The sequence below is a fragment of the Streptomyces xiaopingdaonensis genome, assembly GCF_000262345.1.
GTDB lineage: Bacteria > Actinomycetota > Actinomycetes > Streptomycetales > Streptomycetaceae > Streptomyces > Streptomyces xiaopingdaonensis.
On the sequence record NZ_AJTQ01000292.1, the window covers coordinates 15,891 to 40,300 of the forward strand.

Here is a 24,410-nt window from a genome sequence, read left to right on the forward strand (position 1 = left end):
GTACGTACCAGTGGAGTCATTGATCGGACTGCTCGTCGGCGCCCCCCTGTTGGGCGCGGCGGTACTGCTCGTCGGCGGGCGGCGCCTCGACCGCGTCGGGCACTGGCTGGCCTCGGCGCTCGCCGCGGTCTCCTTCGTGCTGGGCGCCGTGCTCTTCGCCGAGCTCCTCGGCCGGAGCACCGGCGACCGCACCCTGCACTCGCACCTCTTCAGCTGGGTGCCCGTCGAGGGGTTCCAGGCGGACGTCGCCTTCCAACTCGACCAGCTCTCCATGGTGTTCGTGCTGCTGATCACCGGGGTGGGAACTCTCATCCACCTCTACTCGGTCGGCTACATGGAGCACGACGAGCGCCGCCGGAGGTTCTTCGGCTACCTCAACCTCTTCCTCGCGGCGATGCTGCTGCTCGTCCTCGCCGACAACTACCTCCTGCTCTACGTCGGTTGGGAGGGCGTCGGCCTCGCCTCCTACCTGCTCATCGGGTTCTGGCAGCACAAGCCGACGGCGGCAGCGGCGGCGAAGAAGGCGTTCCTCGTCAACCGCGTCGGCGACGCCGGTCTTGCGATCGCCATCTTCCTGATGTTCACCACCTTCGGCAGCTTCGCCATCGCGCCCGTCGCCGAGGCGGCAGGGGAGGCGGGCCAGGGCACGCTGACGGCGATCGGGCTGATGCTGCTCCTCGCCGCGTGCGGCAAGTCGGCCCAGGTGCCGCTCCAGTCCTGGCTCGGCGACGCGATGGAGGGCCCGACTCCGGTCTCCGCGCTCATCCACGCCGCCACGATGGTCACCGCGGGCGTCTACCTCATCACCCGCTCCGGCGCGCTCTTCAACGCGGCGCCCGACGCGCAGACGGTCGTGGTCGTCGTCGGCGCGGTGACGCTCCTCTTCGGGGCGCTCGTCGGTTGCGCGAAGGACGACATCAAGAAGGCCCTCGCCGGCTCGACGATGTCGCAGATCGGGTACATGATCCTCGCCGCCGGACTCGGGCCGATCGGCTACGCGTTCGCCATCATGCACCTCGTGACGCACGGCTTCTTCAAGGCGGGCCTCTTCCTCGGCGCCGGCTCGGTGATGCACGGCATGAACGACGAGGTGGACATGCGCCGCTACGGCGGCCTGCGGAAGTACATGCCGGTCACCTTCGTCACCTTCGGCCTCGGCTACCTCGCCATCATCGGGTTCCCCTACCTCTCCGGGTTCTTCTCCAAGGACCAGATCATCGAGGCGGCGTTCGCCAAGGGCGGCACCCAGGGCTGGATCCTCGGCGCCGTCACTCTGCTCGGCGCCGCCATCACCGCGTACTACATGACGCGCGTGATGCTGATGACCTTCTTCGGCGAGAAGCGGTGGAAGCCGGACGCCGAGGGGAACATGCCGCACCCGCACGAGTCCCCGAAGACGATGACGATCCCGATGGTGGTCCTCGCCTTCGGCTCGGTCTTCGCCGGCGGCCTCTTCAAGCTCAACGACTCCTTCGTGCACTGGCTGGAGCCGGTGGTGAGCCTGGAGCACGGCCACTCGCCGGTGAGCGCGGGCGCGGTGACGGCCGCGACGATCGTCGCGCTCGTCCTCGGCGTCGGCGCGGCCTGGCTCCAGTACGGCAGGCGGCCCGTGCCGGCCGAGGCGCCGCGCGGCTCGCTGCTCACCAGGGCGGCCCGACGCGACCTGCTCCAGGACGACTTCAACCACGTCGTCCTCGTGCGCGGCGGCGAGCACCTCACCCGCAGCCTCGTCTACCTCGACGGCAAGGTCGTCGACGGCGCGGTCAACGGGGTGGCCGCCGGGTTCGGCGGCCTCTCTGGGCGGCTGCGGCGGCTCCAGAACGGGTTCGCCCGCTCCTACGCGGTATCGATGTTCGGCGGTGCGGCGGTGCTGGTCGCCGCCACCCTGCTGATGAGGGCGGTCTAGATGTCAACTTTCCCCTTGCTCACCACGACCGCCGTCGTGCCGGCGGTCGGCGCGATCGCCACGGCCGCGACGCCGGCGGCGAAGCGCACGGCGGCGAAGTGGCTGGCGCTGCTCTTCTCGCTCGCCACCCTCGTCCTCGCCGCCGTCGTCCTCGCCCGGTTCGACCCGGGCGGCGGCCGGTACCAACTCACCGAGTCCCACTCGTGGATCGCCGACTTCGGCGTCCGCTACGAGCTCGGCGTCGACGGCATCGGCGCCGTACTGATCGCCCTCACCGCGCTCCTCGTCCCCTTCGTCATCGGCGCCGGCTGGCACGACGCGGAGCCGGCCGAGGGCGCCCAGGAGACGGGCCGGCGCTGGCGCCCCACGCAGGGGTTCTTCGCGCTGATCCTCGCGGTCGAGGCGATGGTGGTGATCTCCTTCGCCGCCACCGACGTCTTCCTCTTCTACCTCTTCTTCGAAGCGATGCTCATCCCGATGTACTTCCTCATCGGGGGCTTCGGGGACCGCGCGCACGCCGCGGGCGAGGACGAGGGCGCCAAGCAACGCTCCTACGCGGCCGTCAAGTTCCTCCTCTACAACCTCGCGGGCGGGCTCCTCATGCTCGCCGCGCTGATCGGCCTCTACGTCGTCAGCGCCGACCAGCTCGGCGAGGGCACCTTCTCGCTCCAGCAGCTCACCCAGGCCCGCGCCGACGGCGAGCTGACGATGGCGACCAACACCGAACGCCTGCTCTTCCTCGGCTTCTTCGTCGCCTTCGCCATCAAGGCGCCGCTGTGGCCGCTGCACACCTGGCTGCCCAACGCGATGGGCGAGGCGACCGCGCCCGTCGCCGTGCTCATCACGGCCGTCGTCGACAAGGTCGGCACCTTCGCGATGCTGCGGTTCTGCCTCGGCCTCTTCCCCGGCGCCAGCGAGTGGGCGACCCCCGTGGTGCTCGTCCTCGCTCTGGTGAGCATCCTCTACGGGGCGCTCCTCGCCGTCGGCCAGCGGGACATCAAGCGGCTCATCGCCTACGCGTCGATCTCGCACTTCGGCTTCATCATCCTCGGCGTCTTCGCGATGACGAGCCAGGGCCAGGGCGGCGCCACGCTGTACATGGTCTTCCACGGCATCTCCACCGCGGCGCTGATGCTCGTCGCCGGGTTCCTCATCTCCCGGCGGGGCAGCCGCCTCATCGCCGACTACGGCGGGGTGCAGAAGGTCGCACCCGTCCTCGCGGGGACCTTCCTCGTCGGCGGGCTCGCCACCCTCTCGCTGCCCGGACTCGCCCCGTTCGTCAGCGAGTTCCTCGTCCTCGTCGGGACGTTCAGCCGCTACCCGGCGGCCGGGATCGTCGCCACGGCCGGCATCATCCTCGCCGCGCTCTACGTCCTGCTGCTCTACCAGCGGACGATGACGGGCCCGCTCGTCAAGGCCGAGGTGAAGGCGATCCCCGACCTGAAGGTGCGTGAACTCGCCGTCGTCGCACCGCTGATCGCGCTGCTGGTCGTCCTCGGCGTCTACCCGAAGCCGCTCACCGCGGTCGTCAACCCGGCCGTCGAGCACTCCCTCTCCGACGTGCAGAAGAACGATCCGCGCCCGGACCATCCGGTGGCCGAGCACGGCGGGGCGTCCACCGACAAGACCGACCACCGTGGAGGTGAGCACGAGTGAGCGCGGTGGCGATCAGCTCGATGCACGCGCCCTCCGGCGCAGTCCCCAACCTGTGGACGCTCTCAGCGGAGAAACTCGAGGCCCCGAGCATCGAGTACGGCAAGCTCTCGCCCGTGCTGATCGTGCTCGGCGTCGCCGCGCTGGGGGTTCTGCTGGAGGCGTTCCTGCCGCGCAAGGCCCGTTACACGGCGCAGGTGTTCGTCTCCGCGCTCGGCCTCGTCGCGGCGTTCGCCGCCGTGATCGCGCTCGCCGCGGGCGGGGCCGCCGGGACCAAGGCGCAGCTCGTGGGCGTGGGTGCGCTCGCCGTCGACGGGCCGACGCTCTTCATGCAGGGCGTCATCCTGCTCACCGGTGTCGTGGCGGTGCTCGTCTTCGCGGAGCGGAAGCTGGAGCCCGCCGCGCACGGCTCCCGTGTCGACTCCTTCGCCGCGCAGCCCGCCTCCGTGCCGGGCGGCGAGGGGGAGAAGGAGGCGACGAAGGCCGGCTGGACGACGACCGAGGTCTTCCCCCTCCTGCTCTTCGCCATCGGCGGCATGCTCCTCTTCCCCGCCGCCAACGACCTGCTGCTGCTCTTCATCGCGCTGGAGGTCTTCTCGCTGCCGCTGTACCTGCTCTGCGCGCTGGCACGCCGCCGCAGGCTCCTCTCGCAGGAGGCGGCGGTGAAGTACTTCCTCCTCGGTGCCTTCTCCTCGGCGTTCCTCCTCTTCGGCATCGCGCTGCTCTACGGCTACGCGGGCACCGTCACCTACTCCGGCATCGCCCGCGTCGTCTCCGGCGCCGACGCCACCACCGACCCGGTCCTCGCCCAGACGACGGGGAACGACGCGCTGCTGCTCATCGGCGGCGCCCTGGTGCTGATGGGGCTGCTCTTCAAGGTCGGCGCCGTCCCCTTCCACATGTGGACGCCCGACGTCTACCAGGGCGCCCCCACCCCCGTCACCGGGTTCATGGCCGCGGCGACGAAGGTCGCCGCCTTCGGCGCGCTGCTGCGGCTGCTCTACGTCGTCCTGCCGGGCCTCGCCTGGGACTGGCGTCCCGTGCTGTGGGGCGTCGCGATCGTCACGATGGTCGCGGGTGCGATCGTCGCCATCACGCAGACCGACATCAAGCGGCTCCTCGCCTACTCCTCGATCGCGCACGCCGGCTTCCTCCTCGCCGGCGTCGTCGCGCTCTCCGAGGAGGGCGTCTCGTCGGTCCTCTTCTACCTGGGGGCCTACTCCTTCGTGACGCTCGGCGCCTTCGCCGTCGTCACCCTGGTCCGGGACGCCGGAGGGGAGGCGACCCACCTCTCCAAGTGGGCGGGTCTCGGCCGGCGTTCGCCGCTCCTCGCCGCGGTCTTTGCGCTCTTCCTGCTCGCCTTCGCCGGCATCCCGCTCACCTCCGGGTTCAGCGGGAAGTTCGCCGTCTTCAAGGCGGCGGCGGAGAGCGGGGCCGGCGCGCTCGTCGTGGTCGGTGTCGCCTCCTCGGCGATCGCCGCGTTCTTCTACCTCCGCGTGATCGTGCTGATGTTCTTCAGCGAGCCGAAGGCGGACGGGCCGAGCGTCGCGGTGCCGAGCGCGCTGACCTCCACCGCCATCGCGGTGGGAGTTGCGGTGACGGTGGTTCTGGGCGTGGCGCCGCAGTACTTCCTGGACCTCGCGGGGAGTGCGGGGGTGTTCGTGCGCTGAGGGTCTTCTATCGCCCGGCCTCTTTCGGGGGGCCGGGCGGTTTTTTGTGCTCTCCGTCCGTGTTCACCCGCGAGGAGCGACGGCGCAGGAACGCCAGCGGCGACGCACTCGCTCATCCGGCCGCCGACACCGGGCCTGCTCGCCTCTCTCCACGTGCCGGTGTGGCTCGATCACGCGCCGGTCGGGCGGCAGTTCGCCCCGTCCCTCCTCCCGCGTCCCCCGGCGCTGCGTGCCGCGGAGAGTGTGCAGGCGGTCGAGGAGCCGATGCGGGGTGTCGCCCAAGCCCTCGGCGCCCCCGCACGGGCCCTGGCCCGGACGGCGGCCCGCGGTTGCCCTTCACCGAAAGCGTGTCGGCGCACGAACGGCGCCGGGAGGTGACGGCGGATCGCCGGGGGGTGGGAAAGCGCCCACGTGGGCCGAGCCTTACACGGCCCGCTCTCGCCAAGTGGCCAGCACCGACCGTACGGAACCGGACACCCGGGCCTGTTCCGCTCGGTCGGCCCACAGGTATGCGTCGTGCTCCGTGAGCTGGACCGTGTCGCGCGTGTGGGTGGCGGCGAAGGTGAACTGGCGGGTCTGCCTGCCGCTCTTGGAGAGGTAGTCGAAGTGCCCGAGGTAGGCGCCGATCGCCGTGACCGTGAGGCCGGTCTCCTCGGCGACTTCCCGGTGCAGGGCGTCGACGAGGGTCTCGCCCGACTCGACGGCCCCGGAGGGGAGTTCCCACAGGCCGCCGAAGTGGTCGCCGTCGGCGCGGCGGAGCAGCAGGACCTTCCCTTCGGCGTCGGTGAGGACGGCGCCGACGACGTGTCTGGCGATGTTCTCGGCGTCGGCGGCGTGGAGAAGGGAGGCCAGGAGGGCGGCGTCGACGGGTGCGTGCACTGTGCGTGTACCTCGCGGTGGTTGGCGGCGTCGGGTGCCGCATCGGTCCTGCACGCGGCGGGAGTGCCCGACGGTCAGCGTAGCCGGGCCGCGGTGCCGCCTTCCGCGGCGCAGGCACTCGCCGGGCGCAAGGCTCCGCACCGGCGTCGACCCGCCGTTCACCCCTCCCCGTGCCGCTCCAGGAACCGCACCACCCGCCCCCACATGCCTCCCCCCGACTCCAGCAACGTCGCCCCGTGCCCCAGCCCCCTCACCACGAGGTCCCGCTCCTCGGCCGCCGTGCTCGCCCGGTAGAGGCGTTCGGTCTGCTCGTCGAAGCCGAGGTCGTCGGGGGAGACGAGGTAGAGGACGGGGGTGCGCAACTCCGGTACGGCGTCGAGGGGTTCGAGGCCGCGGTAGCTGTCGGGGGAGGAGAGCGCGACGACGCCTGCGACGGGTGGGTCGAGGTCGGGGGCGGCCTGCAGGGAGGCCGCGGCGCCGCGGGAGGCGCCCATGAGGAAGACGGTGCGGGCGCCCTTCCGGCGCAGGGTGCCGACGCCGGCCTCGACGGCGGCGACGTCGGGTCCGGAGACGTCGTCCTCCAGGCGGTCCTCGACGGCTTCCAGGGCGAGGACGAGGTACCCGTCCCGGGCGAGCTTCAGGGCCTGTTCGCGCCATTCGCAGACGGTGCCGCCGTCCTGGTGGGAGAGGAGGACGCCGGTGGCTCCGGCGCGGGCGTCGCCGACGAGGAGACCGCCCGTCTCCTGCCCGTCGGCGAGCGGGACGGGCAGCGTGGTGTGCGGGACCTCGTCCGGGTTGAAGCAGCCGTACTCGCGAGCGGTGTGGCCGGGGGCCGTCGAGCGGCCCGGCTCCTCGCCGTCCTGGGAGGCGCACCCGGCGAGGAGCAGTACGGCGAGCGGGAGCGCGGCCCACCGCGGGACGGGCGCGCGCACCGCTCCTGGGGCCATACGGGCATGCTGCGGGAGGGTGCGGTGCCCGTCAATGCGGGTGCGGCTCCGCGGGGGCCCGGTCCGGACGGTCGGGCTGCTCCTCCGGCGGGATGTTGTAGTTGACGCGGAAGAGGTTGGTCGGGTCGTAGGCGGCCTTCAGGGCGCGGAGCCGGGCGTAGGCGTCGGGCTCGTAGGCGGTGGCGACGCGTGTGTGCGGGGCGTCGTCGACGCCGAGGAAGTTGACGAAGGTGCGGTGCGTCGCCCAGGGGGCCGCGGCCTCGTGGAGGCGGTCGTGCTCGGCGCGTGCCTGCCGGTAGTCGCCGGGCTCCAGCAGGGACGTCGTGAAGAGCAGGAAGGCCGCGTCCCTGCCGGTGACGGGGATGCCGTCCTCGTCGGGCCGTGCGTAGGCGCCGCCGTGGTGGCGCAGTTCGACGACGTACGGAGCCTCGCTGCGGGGGCCGCAGTGGGCGAGGAGCGCGTCGGCGGTGGCGTCGGTGAGGTCGGTGAGCGCCGAGTTGCGGTCGAAGGTGGGCATGGGGTCCGGGGGCTCGTGGTGTATGGAGCCGGCCTCGGTGTACGGCATCGTCCGGACGGTGTCGAGGAGCGGTGCGGCCGCCCCGCGGAGCGCGGCGGTGTACTCCTCTCCCTCGTCGGGTGCTCCGCAGTGGGCGATCCGCACGTGTGCGATGTACCGGCCGCGGAGCTCCTCGGGTATCTGGGGCAGGTCGGGGTGGTGCATGAGCTGGATCGAGGAGGTCATCTCCTCGGGGACGTCGCGCACCCAGCGCAGGTAGGCGTGGAGGGCACGCTCGGCGTCGTCGGCGCCGAAGTAGAGGCCCCCGCCGTGGAGTCGGGAGACGGGGAGGAGGCCGATCTCCATCGAGGTGACGACGCCGAAGTTGCCCTTGCCGCCGCGGAGGGCCCAGAAGAGGTCGGGCTCGTGGTCGGCGTCGACGGTCTGCCGGTGCCCGTCGGCGGTGACGAGGTCGAAGGAGCGGGCGTGCTCGGCGGCGTACCCGTAGCGGCGGCCGAGGAGGCCGATGCCGCCGCCGAGGGTGTAACCGACGGCGCCCACACCCGGGTTGGAACCGCTCGGCGGCGCGAGGCCGTGCTCCGCCGCCGCCTCGACGACGTCCTGCCAGCGCGCCCCCGGTTCGACGCGCGCGACGCGCCGCGAGGCGTCGACTTCGACGCGGCGCATCCGCCGTGTGGCGACGAGGAGTTGGCCGTCCGTGCGCACCGAGACGCCGTGCCCGGTGGCGAGGACGCCGACGCCGAGCCCCGACCCGGCCGCGTACCGCACGGCCGCCGCGACGTCCCGCCACTCCTCGGCGCCGACGACGACGGCGGGGCGGTCGTCGAGCGCGAGGTTGAAGCCGAGGCGCTCGGCGTCGTAGCCCGCGTCCTCGGGCCGCAGGACAGGGCCCACTGCATCGAGCATGCTCACTCCCGTACCGGGGCGTCCGCGAACTTGCAGGCGGCGGCGCCGAGTTGAGTCCACTTGTCGCAAGGCGGTGCACGCTACAGGATTACACTGGCGAGTGTAACCGTCCCAGGAGGAGAGCGCGCAGTGACAGTCGAGACGACCTCAGCGAGGACACGTCGTATGCCGGAGAAGCGACGTGCCATCGTGCGGGCGGCCAGGGCCGTCTTCGGCCGCGAGGGCTTCACGGGGGCGAGCGTCGACGTGATCGCCGCCGAGGGGGAGGTCTCCAAGCGGACGGTCTACAACCACTTCACGGACAAGGAGTCCCTCTTCCAGGCGGTGGTCCTGGAGGGCGCACGGGAGGTCGCCCGCAGTCAGGCGGTCCTCGCCGACCGGCACCTCCACAAGATCGTCGACCTGGAGCAGGACCTCGTCGCCTTCTCCCTCGACCGCGTCGCCACGCTGGAGGAGTTCGCCGACCACTGGGCGCTCGTCCGGGTCATCGAGGCGGAGGCCGCCCGCATCAGGCCCGTCCTCCTGGAGGAGTGGCAGCAGGCGGGCCCCTGGGCGACGATCGCCGAACTCACCCGCTGGATCTCCGAGTTGGCCGACCGCGGGCACCTCGCGACCGACGACCCGGCGCGCGCCGCCAACCACCTCAACCTGCTCACCTTCATAGCGGTCGCCCAGCCGACCTTCTACGGCGCCCTTCCCATGTCGAGGCGGCAGGTCACCACCGTGGTCGCCGAGGGCGTCGAGACCTTCCTGCACTCCTACGCGGCGCCCGCCGGGTAGCCCGGCGCCCTCCGTGCCGCCCACGGCGGGACTTGACGGAGACCGCACGCCGGCTTTGACCCCTCCCGGCGCGCCCCTGGCACCATCCCGGCCATGGACGCATACGCGACTTCAGAGACAAGCGATGCTCGCACGCTCTTCCGGGTACGTGCGGAAACGCCCGTCCAGGCCCCTCCGGCGCAGGTGTACGCGGTCGTGAGCGACCTGCCGCGCAGCGGCGAGTGGAGCGCCGAATGCACCGGGGGCGACTGGGTCTCCGGTGAACCCGGCGCCGTCGGCTCGGTCTTCGAGGGCCGCAACCACCGCACCGAGGAGGAGGTCTCCTGGGCCCCCGTCGTGCGGGGCAACTGGCGTACGCACGCGGAGGTGACGGCGGCCGAGCCGGGCGCCCGGTTCCACTGGGCCATGCGCGACTCGGCCGAGCGCGTCCAGGAGAGCGTGTGGGGGTTCGACATCGCGCCCGCTTCCCAGGGCAGCACCCTCGTGCACCACTTCAGGATGGGTGCGCCGACCGAGGGCATCCGGGGCATCACCGCCGAGATGGACGCCGCGCAGCGCGAGCGGTTCTTCGCCGAGTGGGGCGAGAAGCTGGAGCGCGAGATGGGCGAGACCCTGCGGCGCCTCAAGTCCGTCATCGAGAAGGACGGTTGAGCATCTCCGGCTGAACGATCCACCTTCCCCGAGAGGACGGCGAAGTGTTTCTACAGCGCGTGGCCAACCGCGGGATCGGCCTCGGCACGCTCCTGGAGCGGGCCGCCCGACGCCACCCGGCCAACATACTCGTCTTCGACCACGACCTCGACGCGGCACCGCAGCTCGGCAGACGGGCGACGGTGGGCGAGGCGGCCGACGCCGTCGCCGACCTCGCCTCCCGTTTACGGTCGTCGGGCATACGCGCGGGCGACCGCGTCGTCGTCTACAAGTCCGACGGCTTCGACATCACGCTGCTCGCATGGTCGGCCGCCCGGATCGGCGCCGTCCCCGTGCTGCTCTCGCCGCAGCTCGACGGCGCGACCGTCGAGACCCTCATGCGGCGCACCGGCCGGCCGCACCTCGTCACCGACGGGGCCAAGCTCGGGCAGGAGCTCTCCGAGGAAGTGTTCGACGCCTCGCAGAGCGTGCTGCTCGTCACCGGCAGCCACCCGAGGGCGCGGACCCTCGCCTCGTTCGCCGGTGTCGAGCGCGTCGCCCCCCTGGAGATGCCGCCCGACCATCCGGCGCTGATCACCCACACCTCGGGGACGACGGGCGTGCCCAAGCTCGCCGTGCACACCGGGCGCACGCTCCAGGCGCGGTTCCGTCCGCAGGCCGCCGTCACCGCGCCGCTGCGCGGGCGGCAGGTCGTCGCCATCCACGTCTCGTTCGTCCACTCCCGCCTCGTCACCGCGCTCGCCATCTCGCTGCTGCGCGGCTACCCGGTGGTGATCCTCGCCGACGGTGGCACCGCGCACGTCGCCGACCTCTTCGCGGGGCTGAAGCCGACGGTGCTGGAGGCACACCCCAACTCCTACCTCCAGTGGGAGGAGTTGGCCGACGACCCGCGCCGCCCGCTCTCCGGTGTACGGCTCTACAGCAGCACCTTCGACGCGATCCACCCGCGCACCGTCCAACGGCTCCTCGCCGCCTCCGAACGCCCCGCGCCCGTCTTCGGGCAGCTCTACGGGCAGAGCGAGATCGGCCCCTCCGTGGTGCGCTCCTTCTCGCGCCGCAGGAGCCAGAACGCCGACGGGCGCTGCGTCGGCGTCCCCTTCCCCGGCATGACGGACGTGCGCGTCGTCAGCCGCAACGGCAGGCCGCCCTCGGCCGAGAACCCCGGATACATCGAGGTGAAGAGCGACGGGCGGATCGTCACCTACCTCGGTGAGGACGAGCGCTACCGGGAGCAGGTGACCGACGGCTGGTGGCGCATGGGGGACGTCGGATACCGGACCAAGTGGGGGTGTGTGCACCTGCTCGACCGCGAGGTCGACCTCATCGACGGGTTCGGCAGCACGCTCGCGGTGGAGGACCGGCTCTTCGGCAGGGTTCCGCAGCTCGCGGAGGTGGTCGTCGTGCCGGGCGGGGACGGGCGCGCCGTGCCCGTCGTGTGCACCAGGGGGGACGTGCCGCTCGACCGGGCCGCCTGGGAGGCGGCCGTCGCCGGGCTGCCGCCGATGGCCGAGCCCGTGCAGTGGAAGCAGGCCGACCTGCCGCAGACGGCGACCACCAAGGTCAAAAGGCTGGAACTCGCGAAGCTGCTCGCCGTCGGCGCCGGGCAGGGCGCGTGAGCGCGCAGGGGCCCGGAGAGGGCCTCGACGCCGTCGTCGTCGGCGGCGGGATCGGCGGCCTCGCCGCGGCGCTCGCGGTGGCGAGGGCGGGCATGCGCGTCCTCGTGCTGGAGCGCGCCGAGCGGTTCGCCGAGATCGGCGCGGGCATCCAGATCGCGCCGAACGGGCTGCACGCCCTCGACCGCCTCGGCGTCGGCGACGAGGTGCGGTCGCTCGCCGTCCACATGTCCGAACTGCGCTTCATGGACGGCGTGACGGGCGAACACGTGACGAGCGTGCCGCTCACCGAGGGGTACAGGCGTCGGTTCGGCAACCCGTACGTCGTCGTCCACCGCGCCGAACTCCACGCGGCGCTGCTCGCGGCGTGCCGGTCCGATCCGGCGGTGGAGCTCAGGAGCGGCTGCGCGGTGGCGGGTTACGAGAACGGGCCCGCGACCGCGACCGTGCGCACGGCAGCGGGCGAGCGCCTCACCGCGCGCATCGTGATCGGCGCCGACGGCCTGCACTCCGCGATCCGGCGGCAGTTGGTCGGCGACGGGGAGCCGCGGGTCTCGGGGATCACGGTCTACCGGGCCGTGGTCCCGATGGAGCGCGTGCCGGAGGCGGAGCGCCTCCTCACCGCCGTGACCTGGTGGGCGGGGCCCGGCTGCCACTTCGTCCACTACCCGATAGCCGGCGGCAAGTACCTCAACATGGCGGCGAGCAGCGCCGACGGGGCCACCGAGGCGCTCGCCGGCGTGCCCGCGACGCAGGCGCTCGTGGAGCGGGAGATGAAGGCGCTCGGCGAGGGCGCGCAGCGGCTCATGGCTCTGGGCGAGGACTGGCGCTCGTGGGTGCTCGTCGACCGCCCGCCCGTGCCCGGCTGGACGGACGGCCGGACCACCCTCCTCGGCGACGCCGCCCACCCGATGCTGCACTACGCCGCACAGGGTGCCTGCCAGAGCCTCGAGGACGCCGTCGTCCTCGGCGACCTGTTGGAGCGCGGGGACGCCGAACTGCCCGCCCTGCTCGCGGAGTACAACGCGCGGCGCCGGCGGCGCACCGCCGAGATCCAGGACGTCTCGCGGCTGAGCATCGGCCTCTGGCACCCCTCGGACGAGGCGGCGAAGGAGCGCAACCGCGCGCTCGCCGCCCTCTCGCCCGAGCAGCTCCACGGCCACCTGGCGTGGATGCACGGCGCCCGCGACTTCACCGACACCGACACTGCTCCCGTCCGGGACGGAGCCTCGACGTGACAGCCAACCTCCGCCAGGTCTGCATACTCGGAGCAGGACCCAGAGGGCTCTCCGTCCTTGAGCGGCTCTGCGCCAACGCCCGTGCGCAGCCCCCGAGTCCGCCGCTGCTCGTGCACATGGTGGACCCTTCGCCGCCGGGCGCGGGCGCCGTCTGGCGCACAGACCAGCACCGGCACCTGCTGATGAACACGGTGGCCTCGCAGATCACCGTCTACACCGACGCGTCGACGCGGATCGACGGACCGATCGAGCCGGGCCCCACCCTCCACGAGTGGGCACGCGGCCTCGCGCACGAGCCCGGAGCAGCCGAGGAGCACGGAGCGGAAACCGTCGCCGAGGCAGCCGAGTTGGGCCCCGACACCTACCCCAGCAGGGCGTTCTACGGGAGCTACCTGCGGGACGCGTTCCGACGGATCGCGGTGTCGGCGCCCGAGGGCGTCACCGTACGGGTGCACGGGTCCGCCGCCGTCGCCGCCGCCGACACCCACGGGGTGGCCGGCGGGCCGCAGGGCGTACGCCTCGCCGACGGCACCCGCCTCCACCAGCTCGACGCGGTCGTCCTCGCGCTCGGCCACGGGCCCGTGCGCCCTTCGCCGCGCGAGGCACAGACCGCGAGCCTCGCGCGCGTGCACGGCCTGCGGTACGTCGCCTCCGGCAACCCGGCGGACGCCGTGCTCGACGACATCGCGCCCGGGGAGCACGTGCTCCTGCGCGGCCTCGGGCTGTGCTTCTTCGACTACCTCGCGCTCTTCACCACGGCACGCGGCGGCGTCTTCGAGCGCGGCGGACACGGGCTCGTCTACCGCCCGTCGGGGAGGGAGCCGAAGCTCTTCGCCAGCTCCCGCAGGGGCGTTCCTTACCACGCCCGCGGCGAGAACGAGAAGGGCGCCTCGGGCCGCCACCTGCCCCGCCTGCTCGACGCGCGGACCGTGGAGGAGCTCCGGGCGCGCGGCGGCCGGGTCGAGTTCGGGGCGGACGTGTGGCCGCTCGTGGCGCGCGAGGTCGAGAGCGTCTACTACGGTGCGCTGCTCGCGGCGCGCGGCCGCGCCGCCGAGCGCGAGCACCTCGTCGCGCGGTACCTCGCGCTGCCGCCGGACGCGGAGGACGAGCGGCCGGCACTCCTCGCCGCGTACGGGATCGGCGAGGAGGACAGGTGGGACTGGGAGCGCCTCGCGCGTCCGTACGGCGGGCGCCGCTTCAGGGACCGCGCCGAGTTCCGCGACTGGCTCCGCGGCCACCTCGCCGAGGACGTGCGCGCCGCCCGCTCCGGCAACGTCACGGGTCCGCTCAAGGCCGCGCTCGACGTGCTGCGCGACATCCGCAACGAGGTCCGCCTCGTCGTCGACCACGGCGGCCTCGACGGGCGCTCCTACCGCGACGAACTCTCCGGCTGGTACACGCCGTTCAACGCCTTCCTCTCGATCGGCCCGCCCGCCGAGCGGATCGAGCAGCTCCTCGCGCTCGTCGACGCGGGCCTCGTGGAGCTCACGGGCCCCGGCACGGAGATCCGCATCGACCCCGGGAACCCCGCCTTCGTCTGCGCCTCGCGGACGGTGCCGGGGCCGCCGGTCCGCGCCCGGGTGCTCATCGAGGCGCGGCTTCCCGAGACCGACCTGCGCCGCACCGCGGAACCGCTGCTGCGGCACCTCATGGAGACGGCGCAGTGCACCACGTACCGCATCCCGGCACGGGGAGGCTGCGGCCACGACACGGGCGGGCTCGCCGTCACCCGCCGCCCGTACCGCGTCGTCGACGGCGGGGGACGTGCGCACCCGCGCAGGTTCGCCTTCGGCGTCCCGACGGAAGGCGTGCACTGGGTCACCGCGGCAGGCACGCGCCCCGGCGTGGACTCGGTGACGCTCGGCGACTCGGACGCCCTCGCGCGCGAGGTGCTCTCCCTGCCGCCGGCCTCCGCGCCCGGCGAGCGGTCGTCGGACACGGCGGCGGAACGCACGGGGGTGCTCGTATGACGGCCCTGGACGCGGGTCTCCTCTCACCCGTGCGCGCGGGGACGCGCGCCGAGGCGGCGGTGGACGACCGGGCCTGGCTCCAGGGGATGTTGACGGCGGAGGCCGCCCTCTCGCGTGCCCAGGCGAGGCTCGGCGCGCTGCCCGCCAGCGCGGCCCGCACCATCACGGAGGCCGCCGACGCCGACGCCTTCGACGTGCGCGAACTCGCCCTCGCCGCGAGGGAGTCGGCGAACCCCGTGGTGCCGCTCGTGGCGGCGCTCACCCGGCGCGTCGGGCGGCTGGAGCCGGGCGCCGCCGAGTACGTGCACCGCGGCTCCACGAGCCAGGACGTCCTCGACACCGGTGCCATGCTCGTCTCGGCGCAGGTGCTGCGGCTGCTCAGGGAGGACCTGCACCGCTGCGCCGAGGCCCTCGCCAGTCTCGCGCGACGGTACCGGGACACCCCGATGCCGGGGCGGACGCTGGCGCTCCACGCGGTCCCCGTCACCTTCGGCCTCAAGGCGGCCGGATGGCGGCGGGCGCTCCTGGAGGCCGACGAGCGGCTCGGCCGCGTCCTCGACGGACTGCCCGTCTCCCTCGGCGGCGCCGCCGGAACCCTCGCCGGCTACGTGGAGTTCGCGGCCGGGGACGGCGCGGAGGACGCGTCGGGCGGCTACGCGGCGCGGCTCACCGAGGCGTTCGCCGCGGAGACGGGGCTCGCCGTCCCGCCGCTGCCCTGGCACGCGCGGCGTACCCCGCTCGCCGACCTCGGCTCGGTGCTGGCGCTCACCGCGGGCGCGCTCGGCAAGTTCGCCGTGGACGTGCAGCTGCTCGCGCGCACCGAGGTGGGCGAGGTGAGCGAGCCCGCCGTGGCGGGGCGCGGCTCGTCCTCGGCGATGCCGCACAAGCGCAACCCGGTGCTCGCCGCCCTGGTGCGCAGCGCCGCGCTCCAAGTTCCCGTGCTCGCCACCGGGTTGACGCAGAGCCTCCTCTCCGAGGACGAGCGCTCCGGCGGCGGCTGGCACGCCGAGTGGCAACTCCTCCGCGAATCCCTGCGGTTGACGGGCGGGGCCGCCGAGACCGCCGTGGAGCTCGCCGAGGGGCTCCGCGTCCACGAGTCCCGGATGCGCGAGAACCTCGCCCTCACCGGAAGCCGGATCGTCTCCGAACGGGTCGCGGCGGCGCTCGCGCCGCACCTGGGGAAGCAGGAGGCGCGGCGCGCACTGGCGGAGGCGTCGGCCGACGCCGAAGCCACCGGACGGCCCCTCGCCGAGGTGCTCGCCGAACGCCCCGCGATCGAGGCGGAGTTGGGTCCGCAGAAGCTCGCCGAGCTGACCGACCCGCTCGGGTACGCGGGCGCGGCGGGCGCACTCGTCGATCGGGAGCTGGGGTGCGGCCCCGGGCGCTGAAGACGCCTCGGCCGGAGCCCCGTGGGGTTCCGGCCGGTCGGGGCTCAGCCGCGGGTCACCGTGCGGGTGAGCGTTCGGGCGGTCGCCCAGGCGTTGCTGAGTGACGGCTCGTGCTCCGACTCCCGTGCCGGCACGCCCTGTCGAACCAGTCACCGAAGGCGCCTCGGCCGGAGCCCTCGTGCGGGGGCTCCGGCCGGTCGGGTTCAGTCCCGGATCACCGTCTTCGTCCGCATCAGGAACTCGCCCAGGTACCCGTCGTGCGGAACGCCGGGTCTGATCCAGTACGTCGGGTGGTCGCCGCGGTAGACGTTGCTGATCGACGGCTCGGCCACCAACTCGTCCACCAGCGCGTCCTGTTCGGTCATGACCGTGAGGACGAGGCTGTCCCGCAGCGGGCCTGCTCCGTCGGACGGGCTCCAGGGGCCCACCCACACGCAGGGGAAGGGGAGTTCGACGCGGTGCTGCTCGGCGCCGGCCGTCGCGACCTGGTGGACGGCGGGGCGCAACACGGCGCCGCCGCCCGGGAGTTCGTCGACCACGCCGTTCCCGCCCAGCCACGCGGTGGTCCCCGCCGCCCTGCTCAGCAGGTGTTTCTCCAACGCCCGCGCCGCGTCGGCGGGTTGGGCCGAGAGCACGGCCCGCTCGTCCTCGGGCGGCAGTGTGGGCAGCGTCGCGAGGCGCTCCGCGAGCGCCTCGGCGAGCGGCGCCGGGTCGCCCTCGACCAGTACGGACGTGGCGTTGATGCAGGCGACGCCGCCCTGGTGGGCGACGGAGGCGACGATCGTGTCGAGGTGCGCGCGCCAGTCGGTGTCCGCGGTGACGAGGATCTTCGAGCGCCCCGGGCCCTGCGGAAGCACCCCGCTGCCCGCGTACTTGGCGACCACGTCGTCCCCGCCGTAGGCGAGACCCAGGTCCGCGTCGCGCAGGATCGCGTCCGCGGTGCCGTGGTCCGTCGGCAGCAGCGCGACGTGGTCGGGCCCGAACCCCGCCTCGCGCAGGGCGAGTACGAGGCGGTGCGGGGTGAACGGCTCGCGGCGCGACGGGCGTACGGCGACGCGGTAGCCGAGCGCGAGCGCCTCCAGCCACAGCGAGTGCGGCCCCGGGTGGTTGCCCGCCGCGTGGACGGCGAAGACGTCGCCGCGCCGGGTCCACACGGCGCTGCCCTCCGTCGTCTCGGGGGACCGCCAGTCGCTCACCGCGGCCGCGGGCTTCGCCGCGTACGCGGTCTCGCCCGCGGTCCCTGCCGCCTCGGAGATCGCCGCCGCCGCCTCGGCGACCACGGAGACGGGCACGCCGGAGACGCGGCTCACCGTCCTGCGGTACTCGGCGGGGCCGAGGCCGTCGAAGACGCCCTCGGCGAAGAGCGACCCGGCGCGCGCGAGCGCGGCGATCCGCTCGGGCGCCGGGAGGGTGCGCGCCCGGTGCAGCGCCTTCATCGTGCGGCCCACGAAGAGCCCCGGTACGAGGGTGAGTTCGGCGACGGGGTGCCCGGCGACGTCCTCCACCGTCTGCCGCCGGCGCGACCGGTAGGCGCCGCTCGCGCCGAGCGCGTCGAGCTGGATCAGCTCCTCGGCCATCAGTACACCCCCTCGATCACGTTCTGGTCCTCGAAGGTCGCGACCGGCGCGATGTCGGCCACCGAGTCGCCGACCTGGCCGGGGAGCGGCTCGACGCGCAGCCCCGTGTCCCGCTCCAGGTTCGCCGGCAGCAGCAGGCTCCGGCTCACGTGGTGCATGACGACCTGCCCGCGCTCCCCGTACGCCACCGGCTCGCCGCTCTCCGGATCGACGACGCCGAAGGACATGTACGGCGAGAACGGGTCGTAGACGCACGGTTCGTCGTCGGTGAGCCCGGGCCGCTCGCTGGCGTTGCCGAGGATGAGGGTGCTTCCGTACCCGCTGTAGAGGACGGCGTCGGGGAAGACCTCGGTGCGGTACAGGTGCCGGGTGTCCGCGTCCATCTGGGTGCCGACCCAATTGATCGCGCGTACCTTGCGGTTGACGAGCGCGGCGAGCTCGTCCCGGCGGGAGATCCGCTCCAGCACCGGCGGCGTGCACATCAGGACGCCGATCTCCTGGGAGCGCAGCGCGTACGCCGCCTGGTCCACGATGTGCTCGGCGTACGCGTCGGCCTCGGCCGCGCGCCCCCCGGAGATGAGCTGCTTCACCCAGCGCGGGTCGAGGTCGACGGTGAAGGCGAGGCCGCCGCGGTACGCCGTCTGGCGTTTGATGACGTCGCCCACCATGTGCGGCCCCGAGGGCGCCACCACGAGCCAGTTGACGTCCTGCGGCACGCCGTGCGCGTCGAGTTGCCCGCTCGACCAGGCGAGGAGCCGGTCGAGCCAGTCCTGGAGCAGGGCGATCCGCTTGGGCGCGCCCGTGGTGCCGCCGCTCTCGTAGACGCCGACGACGTCGGGCCGCTCGCCGTAGCCGCGCGGGATCAGCTCGCCGACAGGCGCCTCGCGCAGCTCGCTCGCGAGGTTGGGGAACCTCGCGAGGTCCGCGTGCCCGCGGATGTCGGTGAGCGGGTCGAAGCCGAGCTCGGCCCTGCGCGCCAGCCAGAAGGGCGAGCCGGTACCGGGGGAGAAGTGCCAGTGCATCGCGGCGCGGACGAAGGCGTCCGGGTCGGCGGCCGCCTCCTTGGGCGAGTCGAGTACGGGGTCGGCAAATGCCATGGTTCTTCCCTCCGTTGGGTGGTCGGACCCGCGGTTCACGGCGTGATGCCGGGCGGGCTGTCGATGACGTAGCGCCACCTGCCGTCCGCGCCCCGGCGGGCGACGTCGGTGGCGACGCCGGCCGAGTGCACGGCCGAACCGTCGGCCGCCGTCCCCTCGATGAGGTACTCGCCGACGATCAGCGCGAGGTCGCCCGCGGTGTAGACGTGCCGCGGGGTGAGCGCGATCGGGACGCCGAGGGCCAGGAAGTCGGCGACGGCCGCGCGCCTCGCCTCGCCGGAGACGGCGTTCCCCGGCTCGGTGACGAAGACGGCGTCCGGCTCGAAGAGCCGCTCCACGACCGCCGGTTCGCCGCTGTTGAACGCCTCGGCGAAGGCGGCGGGGAGCTCCTCGGGCGCGGTCGGCGCATCGATCCCGGCGCGTGCCGGGCTGCCGGTGCTCATCCGATCTGCACCCCCGCGGTACGCCCCGCGACCGCCGGGTCGTCGGGCAGGCGGTCCAGCTCGAACCCGAAGTGCTCCTTGTACGCGCTCAACACGGCGCCCTCGTCGGGGAGTTCCTCCTCGGTGCGGCCCTGCGAGTCGATGGTGGTCAGGGTGGTGCCGCGGAGGGTGACGCGGCCGTCCTCGGTGCGGAGCGCGCAGAACGCGTCCTGGAGGAACGGGGAATCGGGGCAGGTGCGGTACCACCAGAGCGTGGGGCGGAAGTCGTCGAGGGTGCAGGGGCGGTCGTCGACGCGGTAGAGCGGGCGGCCGTTGAGCAGGACGTCGATGCCGCCCTCGGGGGCTTCGGTGAGCCGGTAGGTGCCGTGCGGATCGCTCTGGTCCGCGCGGTCGGCGAGGCGCAGCGGGCGCCTGCTGTTGCGTCCGAAGCCGACGTCGACGAGCCAGGCCTCCTCCAGCTCCACCCGCAGCGCGAGGTGGCACATCGCGGGGCCGATGCCGTCGGGCCTGTGCACCCGGCCCGGCAGGATGCTCACCCGGTAGCCGAGCGACGTGAGCAGGAAGTACAGCGCCGGGTTGAGTTCGTAGCAGCCGCCGCCGCGGTGCTCGTCGACGACCTTGGTGAGGACCTCCTCGTCCATGCGGATGGCACGGTCGAGGTGGTAGTCGAGGTTCTCGAAGGGCACCGAGAGCACGTGCCGCTCCTGGAGGTGGCGCAGCCCCTCCAGTCCCGGGCGGGCGGGCGCGGTCGCGCCGATGCGCTTCAAGTACGCCTCGACCTGCGATTCTTCGAGCATGGCTTCTCCTCTTCGGGTCGTCGGTCGGGTGGGGCGTTCACCAGCGGAGCAGGGCGAGGCCGAGCGCCATGCCGCCGCCGAAGCCGGCGAGCAGGACGAGGTCGCCCGGCCGCACGCGCCCGGACCGCGCGGCGCGGTCGAGCGTCAACGGCACCGCGGCGGCACCGGTGTTGGCGTACTCCTCCGTCGTCGACCAGGTGCGCTCGTGCGGTATGCGCAGCGGGTCCGAAAGGGCCTCCAGCATCCGGAGGTTGGGCTGGTGCGGTACGAAGTGGTCGACCTCCTCGGGCTTGTGGCCCGCCGAGCGGAGGAAGTCGTGCACGGCGGGCGGGAGTTGCTCCCGGACGAACTCGCGGACGCCGCGTCCGTCCATCGTGAAGTGGTGGAGCCCGGCGGCGACGGTCTCGGCCGTGGCCGGCATCCGGCTGCCGCCCGCGGGTACGCCGATGAGGCCGCGCGCCTCCGCGTAGCCGGCGAGCCGCGTCGCGAGGACGCGTGCGCCGAGCCCCGCGGCGTGCGGGCCGAGGGCGACGGCGCCCGCACCGTCGCCGAAGAGCACGGCGGTCCGCCGGTCGCCCGGGTCGAGGATGCGCGAGTAGACGTCGGCGCCGACGACGAGCCCGTATCCCGGCAGCCCCGAGGCGAGCGTGAGCGCGAAGACGAAGCCGCTGCATACGGCGTTGACGTCGAAGGCGGCCGTGCCGGCGGGCGCGCCGAGTCCGGCCGCCGTGGCGCTTGCCGTCGGCGGTTGCGGGGAGTCGGGGGTCGAGGTGGCGACGACGACGTAGGAGAGGTCGGCGGCGCTGAGCCCCGCGCTCCGCAGCGCCGCCCTCCCGGCGTGCACGGCGAGGTCGGAGGTGGCCTCGCCGGCGTCGGCGCGGTGCCTGGTACGCACGCCCGTCTTCCGCGCGATCCACTCGTCCGTGACGCCGGCCGCCGCTCCGGCCTCCGCGTTGCTCACGGTCCGCGCGGGCACGTGGCCGCCCGTGCCGAGGACGTACGCGGCCGACGCGCCTGCCGTGCCGGGCGGTTGACTCACGGGGCCAGCACCTCCGTCAGGAGGCCGGCGAGGATGCGGGGACCCTCGTGCGTGAGTACCGACTCCGGGTGGAACTGGAGCGAGGCGAACCGGCGCGCGCGCAGCGCGCGCACCTCGCCCGTCCCGGCCTCGCGGCTCACCTCGACGAGCCCCGCGGCCTCGCTCTCGATCTTGTCCTGGGTGCTGAGCGCGCTGAACGCGTTGTAGAAGCCGACCTCTTCGCGGGTGCCGAAGAGGTCGATCTCCTGCCGCAGGCCCTGGTTGGGCGTCTCGCGCCGGTGCAGCGGCAGCCCGAGCAGCCCGGCGAGCACCTGGTGGCTGAGGCAGACGGCGAGGAACGGGCGCTCCTCGGCGAGGAGTCGGCGCAGGTCCGCTTCGAGGTGCCGGATCTTCGGCTCGGCGAGCTGCCGCGGATCACCGGGTCCGGGACCCATCACCACGAGGTCCCACCCGCCGTCGAGCGCGTACGGCTCGTCGTACCTGCGGACGGTCACGTCGAGGCCGAGCGAGGAGAGCTGGTGGTCGAGCATCGCGGTGAACGTGTCCTCCGCGTCCACGACGAGTGCCTTGCGGCCGTCCAACAGCGGTGCGGCGGCGCGGCGTCGGGCGTGGCCGCTCTGCCAGAACCCGGAGATCGCCGCGTTCCGCCGGCGCAGCGCCTCGCGGACCGCGGGGTGCGTCCCGAAGCGCTGCGGCCGCTCGCCGCCGAGCGCGGAGAGCAGCCCGGCCGCCTTCGCCGCCGTCTCCGCGACCTCGGAGCGCGGGTCGGAGTGGCGGACGAGGGTGGCGCCGACGCCGATCTCCACACGGCCGCGTGCGTCGATGTCGGCGGTGCGGATCAGGATCGTCGAGTCCAGGGTGCGGTCGCCCTGCTCGTCGCGGCCGACGAGCGCCGCGACGCCGCTGTAGTAGCCGCGCCCGGCCGGCTCCCGCCGCGCGATGACGCGGCAGGCGCTCTCCAGCGGGCTGCCGGTGACGGTCGGCGCGAGGAGCGTTTCGCGCAGCACGGTGCGCGGGTCCTGGCGGCTCTCGCCCTCGATGAGGTACTCGGTGTGCGCGAGCCGGGCCATCTCCTTCAGCCGGGGCCCCGTGACCCGCCCGCCCGACTCGCAGATGCGGGCCATCATCTTGAGCTCCTCGTCGAGCACCATGAAGAGCTCGTCCGTCTCCTTGCGGTCGCCGAGGAACTCCATGATCCCGGGCAGGTCGGGGCCCGAGCCCGGGTACCGGTAGGTGCCGGAGATGGGGTTCATGACGGCGCGGCCGTCGCGGAGGCTCACGTGCCGCTCGGGGGACGCGCCGACGAAGGTGCGGTCGCCGGTGTGGACGAGGAACGTCCAGTAGGCGCCGGACTCGCGCTCCAGCAGGTGCTGGAAGAGGAGGAGCGCGGTGTGCGGGCCGTAGTCGGCGAGTTGGGCCGTGAAGGAGCGCTTCAGCACGAAGTTGGCGCCCTCGCCGCTGCCGATCTCCTCGTCGACGACGCGGCGCACCAGGCGCGCGTACGCCTCGTCGGAAGGGCGGAACCGGCCGGCGGTGAACCCGCTGGTGCGGCGCGGCACCCGCGCCGCCAACTCCGCGAGCCCCACGCTGCCCTGCTCGGTGATGCTCAGCGCGAGCAGCGGCGCGCCGTCGTCGACGCATGCGAAGCCGCGCTCCGCGATCTGCCGGTACGGCACGACGGCGAGCACGTCCTGCCGCGGCCCCTGCGGTGCGGGGGCGGCCGCCGGGAGCGGCAGCTCCGCCAGCGACCCGGGCATCGAGAGGGTGCCGAGGAGGACGTCGACGGAGTCCGGGTCCGCGCTGTCCGGCCGGTGCAGGAGCGCGAACGGGCCCTGGGGCGTGGCGAGTACCTGCTCCAGCAGCTCGCTCCCCGAGCGCTCGGCCGCCGGGCTCATCGGAGGAGTTCCTTGGTGGTGAGCACCATGCCGCAGCGCTCCGCGACGTACCGGAGCGCCGACATGTGGTGCTCCCGGCTGAAGTCGGCCGTGGCGTCGGCGGCGACGAAGGTGCGGATGTCGTGGGTGAACGCCTCGACGGCCGAGGCGACCACGCCGACGTGCGTGTAGACGCCGCACAGGACGAGCTGGTCGCGTCCGGCCGCGCGCATCCGGTGGAGCAGGTCGGAGCGGAAGAAGGCGCTGTAGCGCCACTTGGTGAGCACCCAGTCTCCGGGCTCGGGCGCGAGCGCGTCGACGACCTGCCGGTCCTCGGGTGTGCTGCGCATGCCGGGGCCCCAGAAGTCCCGGAGCAGTCCGCGGTCCTCGTCGGACATGTCGCCCGGCTGCACCGTGTAGGCGATCCGGGCGCCGCGGGCGCGGTAACCGTCGCGCAGCGCCGCGGCGTTCTCGACGAGCGCGTCGTGCGGCTCTCTTCCCCCGAAGGCGCCGAGGAAGTACCGCTGCATGTCGTGGACGAGGAGGACGGCGCGGGCCGGGTCCGGGGTCCACTCGGCGGTGTTGCGCGGTAACTCGCCTGCCGTGGGCGGCTGGTAGGGCAGGAGGGCGGGTATGCCGGGCATGGAGGTCTCCTGGTTCTGGTGCCGTTTCAGGCGCCGAGGCCGGCGCCGCCGTCGACGGTGAGGTCGTGCAGCGTGATGTGGCGTGCCTGCTCGGAGAGGAGGAAGACGACGGCGTCCGCGATGTCGTCGGGGTGGGCGAGCTTCCCGAGGGGGATGCCGATCCGGAAGTTCTCCGCGCTGCCGTTGAGGGTCGCGGCGGGACCGGTCTCGTCGTGCCACATGGAGCTGAGCATCGGGGTGTCGGTGGAGCCGGGCGCGACGGTGTTGCAGCGGATGCCGTACGGGGCCACCTCCAGGCCGAGGCTCTTGGTGAAGAGCGTCGCCGCCGCCTTCGAGGCCGCGTAGGCGGCCATGCCGGCGCGCGGGGTGGCCGCCGCGTTGGAGGCGACGGTGACGATCGCGCCGCGGCGGCGGGGGATCATCCGGGCGACGGCGGCGCGGGAGAGGCGGAAGACGCCGCCCGCGTTGGTCTCCAGGGTGTCCGTCCAGTCGTTCTCCGAGAAGTCGCGCACCTCGCCGAGGCGGAGCACCCCGGCGGCGTTGACGAGGTACTCCACCTCGCCCAACTCCCCCTCCACGCGGTCGAAGAGGCGCTCCACCTCGCGCCCCGAGGTGACGTCCGCCGGGTACGCGCGCACCTGCATCCCCTCGGCCGCCGCCTTCTCGGTGAGCGGCTCCAGCCGCTCCCCCTCGCGGTCGACGGCGGCGACGACGGCGCCCCGCCCGCCGAGCGCCCGTACGATCGCCGCGCCGATGCCGCCGGCCGCTCCCGTCACCACGGCCACGTTGTTCTGCATTCCGTGCCACCTCCACAGCTCGCC

At 73.5% G+C, this 24,410-nt stretch carries 20 protein-coding genes; 9 read left to right on the forward strand and 11 right to left on the reverse strand.

The features are described 5' to 3' along the window. Positions 1-10 precede the first annotated feature (10 nt). From nuoL to nuoN, 3 genes are read left to right on the forward strand one after another with little or no spacing between them, the layout of a single operon-like run. A complete protein-coding gene (nuoL, locus tag UWG_RS0122960; protein ID WP_029391704.1) occupies positions 11-1,906 on the forward strand; it encodes an NADH-quinone oxidoreductase subunit L in 1,896 nt (631 codons plus the stop codon). After that, on the forward strand, positions 1,907-3,562 hold the full coding sequence (locus UWG_RS0122965; protein ID WP_033196318.1) for an NADH-quinone oxidoreductase subunit M: 1,656 nt from the start codon (positions 1,907-1,909) through the stop codon (positions 3,560-3,562). A gap of 20 nt (positions 3,563-3,582) precedes the next feature. Continuing rightward, complete coding sequence (nuoN, locus tag UWG_RS0122970; RefSeq protein ID WP_029391705.1) at positions 3,583-5,229, forward strand: NADH-quinone oxidoreductase subunit NuoN; 1,647 nt, start codon at positions 3,583-3,585, stop codon at positions 5,227-5,229. A 423-nt stretch (positions 5,230-5,652) separates the two neighbouring features. Here the strand turns inward: nuoN and UWG_RS0122975 are convergent, their stop codons facing one another. The 3 genes from UWG_RS0122975 to UWG_RS34045 form a co-directional block, all read right to left on the reverse strand. Next, entirely contained in the window at positions 5,653-6,108 is a 456-nt protein-coding gene (locus UWG_RS0122975) for an NUDIX domain-containing protein (RefSeq protein WP_016909552.1), read from the reverse strand. 158 nt (positions 6,109-6,266) lie between these two features. After that, the gene (locus tag UWG_RS0122980) at positions 6,267-7,055 is read right to left on the reverse strand and encodes an alpha/beta hydrolase (protein ID WP_237720241.1); all 789 of its coding nucleotides are present in this window, start codon (positions 7,053-7,055) and stop codon (positions 6,267-6,269) included. Between the two features lie 31 nt (positions 7,056-7,086). Further along, complete coding sequence (locus tag UWG_RS34045) at positions 7,087-8,478, reverse strand: FAD-binding oxidoreductase (RefSeq protein WP_016909554.1); 1,392 nt, start codon at positions 8,476-8,478, stop codon at positions 7,087-7,089. Between the two features lie 165 nt (positions 8,479-8,643). Between UWG_RS34045 and UWG_RS0122990 the strand changes: the two genes are divergently transcribed. The 6 genes from UWG_RS0122990 (at position 8,644) to UWG_RS0123015 (ending at position 16,118) form a co-directional block, all read left to right on the forward strand. Then, positions 8,644-9,258: a TetR/AcrR family transcriptional regulator gene (locus UWG_RS0122990; protein WP_016909555.1), complete on the forward strand. Its 615-nt coding sequence runs from the start codon at positions 8,644-8,646 to the stop codon at positions 9,256-9,258. A 93-nt stretch (positions 9,259-9,351) separates the two neighbouring features. Continuing rightward, positions 9,352-9,909 carry an SRPBCC family protein gene (locus UWG_RS0122995; RefSeq protein WP_033196319.1) on the forward strand — a complete coding sequence of 186 codons (558 nt, stop codon included), beginning with the start codon at positions 9,352-9,354 and terminating at the stop codon, positions 9,907-9,909. 44 nt (positions 9,910-9,953) lie between these two features. After that, positions 9,954-11,525 (forward strand): class I adenylate-forming enzyme family protein, encoded by a 1,572-nt coding sequence (locus UWG_RS0123000; RefSeq protein WP_029391706.1) that lies wholly within the window; start codon positions 9,954-9,956, stop codon positions 11,523-11,525. Beyond that, entirely contained in the window at positions 11,522-12,760 is a 1,239-nt protein-coding gene (locus tag UWG_RS0123005) for an FAD-dependent monooxygenase (protein WP_016909558.1), read from the forward strand. The genes UWG_RS0123000 and UWG_RS0123005 overlap by 4 nt, the downstream gene beginning before the upstream one ends. Next, a complete protein-coding gene (locus tag UWG_RS0123010; RefSeq protein WP_016909559.1) occupies positions 12,757-14,730 on the forward strand; it encodes an FAD/NAD(P)-binding protein in 1,974 nt (657 codons plus the stop codon). The genes UWG_RS0123005 and UWG_RS0123010 overlap by 4 nt, the downstream gene beginning before the upstream one ends. Then, complete coding sequence (locus UWG_RS0123015; RefSeq protein WP_016909560.1) at positions 14,727-16,118, forward strand: nitrosuccinate lyase; 1,392 nt, start codon at positions 14,727-14,729, stop codon at positions 16,116-16,118. The genes UWG_RS0123010 and UWG_RS0123015 overlap by 4 nt, the downstream gene beginning before the upstream one ends. Positions 16,119-16,321: 203 nt before the next feature. Here UWG_RS0123015 and UWG_RS0123020 read toward each other — a convergent pair whose 3' ends face one another. The 8 genes from UWG_RS0123020 to UWG_RS0123055 are packed head-to-tail and all read right to left on the reverse strand — an operon-like array spanning position 16,322 to position 24,386. Then, positions 16,322-17,695: an aldehyde dehydrogenase family protein gene (locus UWG_RS0123020; RefSeq protein ID WP_016909561.1), complete on the reverse strand. Its 1,374-nt coding sequence runs from the start codon at positions 17,693-17,695 to the stop codon at positions 16,322-16,324. Next, complete coding sequence (locus UWG_RS0123025) at positions 17,695-18,792, reverse strand: phenylacetate--CoA ligase family protein (protein WP_016909562.1); 1,098 nt, start codon at positions 18,790-18,792, stop codon at positions 17,695-17,697. Before UWG_RS0123025 ends, UWG_RS0123020 begins: the two co-directional genes overlap by 1 nt. A gap of 35 nt (positions 18,793-18,827) precedes the next feature. Further along, positions 18,828-19,235, reverse strand: coding sequence for a YybH family protein (locus UWG_RS0123030; protein ID WP_016909563.1), 408 nt, complete (start codon positions 19,233-19,235; stop codon positions 18,828-18,830). Then, positions 19,232-20,032, reverse strand: a complete 801-nt coding sequence (locus tag UWG_RS0123035; protein WP_016909564.1) for an arylamine N-acetyltransferase family protein — start codon at positions 20,030-20,032, stop codon at positions 19,232-19,234. The genes UWG_RS0123030 and UWG_RS0123035 overlap by 4 nt, the downstream gene beginning before the upstream one ends. 37 nt (positions 20,033-20,069) lie before the next feature. Then, on the reverse strand, positions 20,070-21,071 hold the full coding sequence (locus tag UWG_RS0123040; RefSeq protein WP_016909565.1) for a 3-oxoacyl-ACP synthase III family protein: 1,002 nt from the start codon (positions 21,069-21,071) through the stop codon (positions 20,070-20,072). After that, entirely contained in the window at positions 21,068-22,966 is a 1,899-nt protein-coding gene (locus UWG_RS0123045; protein ID WP_016909566.1) for a phenazine-specific anthranilate synthase component I, read from the reverse strand. The genes UWG_RS0123040 and UWG_RS0123045 overlap by 4 nt, the downstream gene beginning before the upstream one ends. After that, positions 22,963-23,589: an isochorismatase family protein gene (locus UWG_RS0123050; RefSeq protein ID WP_016909567.1), complete on the reverse strand. Its 627-nt coding sequence runs from the start codon at positions 23,587-23,589 to the stop codon at positions 22,963-22,965. The genes UWG_RS0123045 and UWG_RS0123050 overlap by 4 nt, the downstream gene beginning before the upstream one ends. Before the next feature lie 26 nt (positions 23,590-23,615). Then, positions 23,616-24,386, reverse strand: a complete 771-nt coding sequence (locus tag UWG_RS0123055; RefSeq protein WP_016909568.1) for a 2,3-dihydro-2,3-dihydroxybenzoate dehydrogenase — start codon at positions 24,384-24,386, stop codon at positions 23,616-23,618. Positions 24,387-24,410: the final 24 nt, after the last annotated feature.

Coding starts and splice junctions, on each gene's coding strand:
- UWG_RS0122990 (WP_016909555.1), top strand. CDS start 8,644: ATGCCGGAGAAGCGACGTGCCATCGTGCGGGCGGCCAGGGCCGTCTTC.
- UWG_RS0123015 (WP_016909560.1), top strand. CDS start 14,727: ATGACGGCCCTGGACGCGGGTCTCCTCTCACCCGTGCGCGCGGGGACG.
- UWG_RS0122965 (WP_033196318.1), top strand. CDS start 1,907: ATGTCAACTTTCCCCTTGCTCACCACGACCGCCGTCGTGCCGGCGGTC.
- UWG_RS0123030 (WP_016909563.1), bottom strand. CDS start 19,235: ATGAGCACCGGCAGCCCGGCACGCGCCGGGATCGATGCGCCGACCGCG.
- UWG_RS0122995 (WP_033196319.1), top strand. CDS start 9,352: ATGGACGCATACGCGACTTCAGAGACAAGCGATGCTCGCACGCTCTTC.
- UWG_RS0123025 (WP_016909562.1), bottom strand. CDS start 18,792: ATGGCATTTGCCGACCCCGTACTCGACTCGCCCAAGGAGGCGGCCGCC.
- UWG_RS34045 (WP_016909554.1), bottom strand. CDS start 8,478: ATGCTCGATGCAGTGGGCCCTGTCCTGCGGCCCGAGGACGCGGGCTAC.
- UWG_RS0123045 (WP_016909566.1), bottom strand. CDS start 22,966: ATGAGCCCGGCGGCCGAGCGCTCGGGGAGCGAGCTGCTGGAGCAGGTA.
- UWG_RS0122980 (WP_237720241.1), bottom strand. CDS start 7,055: ATGGCCCCAGGAGCGGTGCGCGCGCCCGTCCCGCGGTGGGCCGCGCTC.
- UWG_RS0123035 (WP_016909564.1), bottom strand. CDS start 20,032: ATGCTCGAAGAATCGCAGGTCGAGGCGTACTTGAAGCGCATCGGCGCG.
- UWG_RS0123050 (WP_016909567.1), bottom strand. CDS start 23,589: ATGCCCGGCATACCCGCCCTCCTGCCCTACCAGCCGCCCACGGCAGGC.
- UWG_RS0123020 (WP_016909561.1), bottom strand. CDS start 17,695: ATGGCCGAGGAGCTGATCCAGCTCGACGCGCTCGGCGCGAGCGGCGCC.
- UWG_RS0123055 (WP_016909568.1), bottom strand. CDS start 24,386: ATGCAGAACAACGTGGCCGTGGTGACGGGAGCGGCCGGCGGCATCGGC.
- nuoN (WP_029391705.1), top strand. CDS start 3,583: ATGCACGCGCCCTCCGGCGCAGTCCCCAACCTGTGGACGCTCTCAGCG.